Source organism: Paracidovorax cattleyae, from assembly GCF_900104515.1.
In the GTDB taxonomy this organism is placed as follows: Bacteria; Pseudomonadota; Gammaproteobacteria; order Burkholderiales; family Burkholderiaceae_C; genus Paracidovorax; species Paracidovorax cattleyae.
In genome coordinates, this window is sequence record NZ_FNJL01000072.1 from 1 (window position 1) to 5682 (window position 5682).

Consider the following 5682-nt stretch of genomic DNA (forward strand, 5'->3'; position numbering starts at 1 on the left):
AAGCAAAACGCCCTCAGACCGATGAAGATCTGAGGGCGGATTGGGCTGTAGGAGCCTGACGATGACCTACTTTCACACGGGAACCCGCACTATCATCGGCGCAAAGTCGTTTCACTGTCCTGTTCGGGATGGGAAGGAGTGGGACCAACTTGCTATGGTCATCAGGCATAAAGGGTTGCTGTCCTGGTTTGTGGTCAGGACGGCGAATTCATAGAGCGAATCAGCTTGTTTGTTTGATTGCGTCACTTGGCATAACAACCTTGACGGTGTTGTCAAAGTTATAGGGTCAAGCCGCACGAGCAATTAGTACTGGTTAGCTTAAGCGCTTGCACGCCTTCCACACCCAGCCTATCAACGTCCTGGTCTTGAACGACTCTTCAGGGGGCTCAAGGCCCCGGCAGATCTCATCTTGAAACGAGTTTCCCGCTTAGATGCTTTCAGCGGTTATCTCTTCCACACTTAGCTACTCGGCAATGCCACTGGCGTGACAACCGATACACCAGAGGTGTGTCCACTCCGGTCCTCTCGTACTAGGAGCAGGCTTCCTCAAATCTGCAGCGCCCACGGAAGATAGGGACCAAACTGTCTCACGACGTTTTAAACCCAGCTCACGTACCTCTTTAAATGGCGAACAGCCATACCCTTGGGACCGGCTACAGCCCCAGGATGAGATGAGCCGACATCGAGGTGCCAAACACCGCCGTCGATATGAACTCTTGGGCGGTATCAGCCTGTTATCCCCAGAGTACCTTTTATCCGTTGAGCGATGGCCCTTCCATACAGAACCACCGGATCACTATGTCCTGCTTTCGCATCTGCTCGACTTGTCAGTCTCGCAGTTAAGCACGCTTATGCCATTGCACTATTAGCACGATGTCCGACCGTACCTAGCGTACCTTCGAACTCCTCCGTTACGCTTTGGGAGGAGACCGCCCCAGTCAAACTGCCTACCATGCACTGTCCCCGATCCCGATAAGGGACCTAGGTTAGAACCTCAAACGCACCAGGGTGGTATTTCAACGTTGGCTCCATGAGAACTAGCGTCCTCACTTCAAAGCCTCCCACCTATCCTACACAGATCCGTTCAAAGTCCAATACAAAGCTACAGTAAAGGTTCATGGGGTCTTTCCGTCTTTCCGCGGGGAGATTGCATCATCACAAACATTTCAACTTCGCTGAGTCTCAGGAGGAGACAGTGTGGCCATCGTTACGCCATTCGTGCAGGTCGGAACTTACCCGACAAGGAATTTCGCTACCTTAGGACCGTTATAGTTACGGCCGCCGTTTACTGGGACTTCAATCAAGAGCTTGCACCCCATCATTTAATCTTCCAGCACCGGGCAGGCGTCACACCCTATACGTCCACTTTCGTGTTTGCAGAGTGCTGTGTTTTTATTAAACAGTCGCAGCCACCGATTTTTTGCAACCGCTTTGGGCTCCCTTTGTACAAGTTCACCTACTTGCGGCATACCTTCTCCCGAAGTTACGGTATCAATTTGCCGAGTTCCTTCTCCTGAGTTCTCTCAAGCGCCTTAGAATACTCATCTCGCGCACCAGTGTCGGTTTGCGGTACGGTCGTGTGTAGCTGAAGCTTAGTGGCTTTTCCTGGAAGCAGGGTATCACTCACTTCGTCTGCAAGCAGACTCGTTATCACCCCTCATCTAAGCCCGGCGGATTTGCCTACCGGGCACGACTACAGGCTTGAACCAACATATCCAACAGTTGGCTGAGCTAACCTTCTCCGTCCCCACATCGCACTACACATCGGTACAGGAATATTGACCTGTTTCCCATCAACTACGCATCTCTGCCTCGCCTTAGGGGCCGACTCACTCTACGCCGATGAACGTTGCGTAGAAAACCTTGCGCTTACGGCGAGGGGGCTTTTCACCCCCTTTAACGCTACTCATGTCAGCATTCGCACTTCTGATACCTCCAGCATCCGTTACCAGACACCTTCACAGGCTTACAGAACGCTCTCCTACCACGCACAGTAAACTGTGCATCCGCAGCTTCGGTAACTGGCTTAGCCCCGTTACATCTTCCGCGCAGGACGACTCGATCAGTGAGCTATTACGCTTTCTTTAAATGATGGCTGCTTCTAAGCCAACATCCTGACTGTTTTAGCCTTCCCACTTCGTTTCCCACTTAGCCAATTTTAGGGACCTTAGCTGGCGGTCTGGGTTGTTTCCCTCTTGAGTCCGGACGTTAGCACCCGGTGCTCTGTCTCCCAAGCTCTACTCTTCGGTATTCGGAGTTTGCCTTGGTTTGGTAAGTCGCCATGACCCCCTAGCCAAAACAGTGCTCTACCCCCGAAGGTAATACTTGAGGCACTACCTAAATAGTTTTCGGAGAGAACCAGCTATTTCCAAGTTTGTTTAGCCTTTCACCCCTATCCACAGCTCATCCGCTAGTTTTGCAACACTAGTCGGTTCGGACCTCCAGTACCTGTTACGGCACCTTCATCCTGGCCATGGATAGATCACTTGGTTTCGGGTCTACACCCAGCGACTGGACGCCCTATTCGGACTCGATTTCTCTACGGCTTCCCTATTCGGTTAACCTTGCCACTGAATGTAAGTCGCTGACCCATTATACAAAAGGTACGCAGTCACCCTTGCGGGCTCCTACTTTTTGTAAGCATGCGGTTTCAGGATCTATTTCACTCCCCTCCCGGGGTTCTTTTCGCCTTTCCCTCACGGTACTTGTTCACTATCGGTCGATGATGAGTATTTAGCCTTGGAGGATGGTCCCCCCATATTCAGACAGGGTTTCTCGTGCCCCGCCCTACTTTTCTCCAGCTTAGTACCACACGTCTGTTTTCACATACAGGGCTATCACCTACTATGGCCGGACTTTCCATTCCGTTTTGTTAACAGTCGTGCTATCACTAGAAGGCTCCTCCGATTTCGCTCGCCACTACTTTCGGAATCTCGGTTGATGTCTTTTCCTCGAGCTACTGAGATGTTTCAGTTCACCCGGTTCGCCTCGCATGACTATGTATTCATCATGCGATACCTCTCGCGAGGTGGGTTTCCCCATTCAGAAATCTCCGGATCAAAGCTTATTTGCCAGCTCCCCGAAGCTTATCGCAGGCTATCACGTCTTTCGTCGCCTATCATCGCCAAGGCATCCACCACATGCTCTTAGTCACTTGACCCTATAACTTTGACATCTCTTGCGAGACATCTCCGCTTTCTTTCAAGGACTTGCGAGGTCTTTCACCTCGCGCGTTATGCCGTAATGTGAATTCTTCTTCGGTATTGCTACCTCGAGAACAATTCGTCATTACTGAATTTCAATCAGCTTTCGCTCAATTGAACATTCGTTTTGACGCAATCAAATTATTGTTGCCGACGGCACGGTGCAGTTTCCTGCTTTCCGCCGGCAACGCTGATTCGACTCTATGAATTTTTAAAGAACAGCCGATTGACCCGGTCTATACCGGACCAACAACAAAGAGGCCTCTTGCGAAGCCGCTTTGGTGTTAGTTTCTTCGCCCTACCGCGGAGCATATCGTTTGGTGGAGGATGACGGGATCGAACCGACGACCCCCTGCTTGCAAAGCAGGTGCTCTCCCAGCTGAGCTAATCCCCCACTGATCCTCGCATCTTATGTTCGGAAGATTTGGTGGGTCTAGTTGGGCTCGAACCAACGACCCCCGCCTTATCAAGACGGTGCTCTAACCAGCTGAGCTACAGACCCATGTCGGTTAGCACCGACTCTTCCAACAACCGATAAGTGTGGGCGTTCAATATTGAATGCTGTTTTCCAGAAAGGAGGTGATCCAGCCGCACCTTCCGATACGGCTACCTTGTTACGACTTCACCCCAGTCACGAACCCTGCCGTGGTAAGCGCCCTCCTTACGGTTAGGCTACCTACTTCTGGCAGAACCCGCTCCCATGGTGTGACGGGCGGTGTGTACAAGACCCGGGAACGTATTCACCGCGACATTCTGATCCGCGATTACTAGCGATTCCGACTTCACGCAGTCGAGTTGCAGACTGCGATCCGGACTACGACTGGCTTTATGGGATTAGCTCCCCCTCGCGGGTTGGCAACCCTCTGTACCAGCCATTGTATGACGTGTGTAGCCCCACCTATAAGGGCCATGAGGACTTGACGTCATCCCCACCTTCCTCCGGTTTGTCACCGGCAGTCCCATTAGAGTGCCCTTTCGTAGCAACTAATGGCAAGGGTTGCGCTCGTTGCGGGACTTAACCCAACATCTCACGACACGAGCTGACGACAGCCATGCAGCACCTGTGTTACGGTTCTCTTTCGAGCACTCCTCTATCTCTAAAGGATTCCGTACATGTCAAAGGTGGGTAAGGTTTTTCGCGTTGCATCGAATTAAACCACATCATCCACCGCTTGTGCGGGTCCCCGTCAATTCCTTTGAGTTTCAACCTTGCGGCCGTACTCCCCAGGCGGTCAACTTCACGCGTTAGCTTCGTTACTGAGTCAGTGAAGACCCAACAACCAGTTGACATCGTTTAGGGCGTGGACTACCAGGGTATCTAATCCTGTTTGCTCCCCACGCTTTCGTGCATGAGCGTCAGTACAGGCCCAGGGGATTGCCTTCGCCATCGGTGTTCCTCCGCATATCTACGCATTTCACTGCTACACGCGGAATTCCATCCCCCTCTGCCGTACTCCAGCGATGCAGTCACAAATGCAGTTCCCAGGTTGAGCCCGGGGATTTCACATCTGTCTTACATCACCGCCTGCGCACGCTTTACGCCCAGTAATTCCGATTAACGCTTGCACCCTACGTATTACCGCGGCTGCTGGCACGTAGTTAGCCGGTGCTTATTCTTACGGTACCGTCATGACCCCCCTTTATTAGAAGAAGGCTTTTCGTTCCGTACAAAAGCAGTTTACAACCCGAAGGCCTTCATCCTGCACGCGGCATGGCTGGATCAGGCTTGCGCCCATTGTCCAAAATTCCCCACTGCTGCCTCCCGTAGGAGTCTGGGCCGTGTCTCAGTCCCAGTGTGGCTGGTCGTCCTCTCAGACCAGCTACAGATCGTAGGCTTGGTAAGCCTTTACCCCACCAACTACCTAATCTGCCATCGGCCGCTCCGTTCGCGCAAGGCCTTGCGGTCCCCTGCTTTCATCCATAGATCTTATGCGGTATTAGCAAAGCTTTCGCCTCGTTATCCCCCACGATCGGGCACGTTCCGATGTATTACTCACCCGTTCGCCACTCGTCAGCATCCGAAGACCTGTTACCGTTCGACTTGCATGTGTAAGGCATGCCGCCAGCGTTCAATCTGAGCCAGGATCAAACTCTACAGTTCGATCTTGAAATTTAAAGTCTTTCGACTTCACTCATAAAAACGGAATTGAAGTGAACTTCACTTCTATTCTCATGAGCGTTTGTAGTGCTAAGCACTAGTTCCGAAGAACTTGGCACTCGCCATCAAACGCCCACGCTTATCGGCTGTATATTTTTAAGGAACCAGAAGATCAGATTTTCTCTTTTCTTCTCGACTCGCTGCAATCAGCGGAGCCTTGAATTCTAACAGGTTTTTTAAAGTCCTGTCAAACTCTGTGGTTATTTGCCTTTCAGCTTCCAACCACCCACCAACCTCAACCACCGCAATCTCTTGCAGCACCTCAGATCAGCGAAGCCTCGAATTCTACACCAGCTTTTATCACCAGCGCAACTCTCAGCA

2 tRNA genes and 3 rRNA genes are annotated in these 5682 nt (G+C 51.7%); all 5 read right to left on the reverse strand.

Annotated features, from left to right (window positions below):
• Positions 1–53: 53 nt before the first annotated feature.
• Positions 54–166: ribosomal RNA gene (gene rrf / locus BLR05_RS25325) — 5S ribosomal RNA — on the reverse strand.
• A gap of 116 nt (positions 167–282) precedes the next feature.
• A 23S ribosomal RNA gene (locus BLR05_RS25330) occupies positions 283–3160 on the reverse strand.
• Positions 3161–3521: 361 nt separating this feature from the next.
• Positions 3522–3597, reverse strand: a tRNA-Ala gene (locus BLR05_RS25335).
• A 31-nt stretch (positions 3598–3628) separates the two neighbouring features.
• Positions 3629–3705 (reverse strand) — tRNA-Ile (locus BLR05_RS25340).
• 70 nt (positions 3706–3775) lie between these two features.
• Positions 3776–5304 (reverse strand): 16S ribosomal RNA (locus BLR05_RS25345).
• The 16S, 23S and 5S rRNA genes sit together here with 2 tRNA genes alongside, the layout of an rRNA operon.
• Between the last annotated feature and the right edge of the window lie 378 nt (positions 5305–5682).